Here is a 238-nt window from a genome sequence, read left to right as displayed (position 1 = left end):
CCACCTCCATCGCCACCGGCATCACGCCGACCTCAACCTGCGTTCGGCTTACCTGCACGTGCTCGCGGACGCCCTCACCTCGGTCCTCGCCATCACCGCCTTGTTGGGGGGACGGTTTCTGGGCTTGCGCTGGCTCGACCCGGTCATTGGCATCGTCGGCGCCACGGTCATCTCTGCCTGGGCCTACGGGCTGATCCGGGATTCGTCCAAGGCGCTGCTGGACCGGGAGATGGACCAC

1 protein-coding gene is annotated in these 238 nt (G+C 67.2%); it reads left to right on the top strand.

What is annotated here, in order from left to right; genetic code table 11:
- Window positions 1-238 (top strand): cation transporter (locus ACTFO6_RS19690; RefSeq protein ID WP_439935983.1); only part of this gene is annotated, 238 nt, incomplete at both ends.

The organism is Pelomicrobium sp. G1, assembly GCF_051905455.1.
GTDB lineage: Bacteria > Pseudomonadota > Gammaproteobacteria > Burkholderiales > UBA6910 > Pelomicrobium.
The sequence above is the reverse complement of the archived record's forward strand: the minus strand, read 5'-3'. Positions and strand labels throughout refer to the sequence as shown.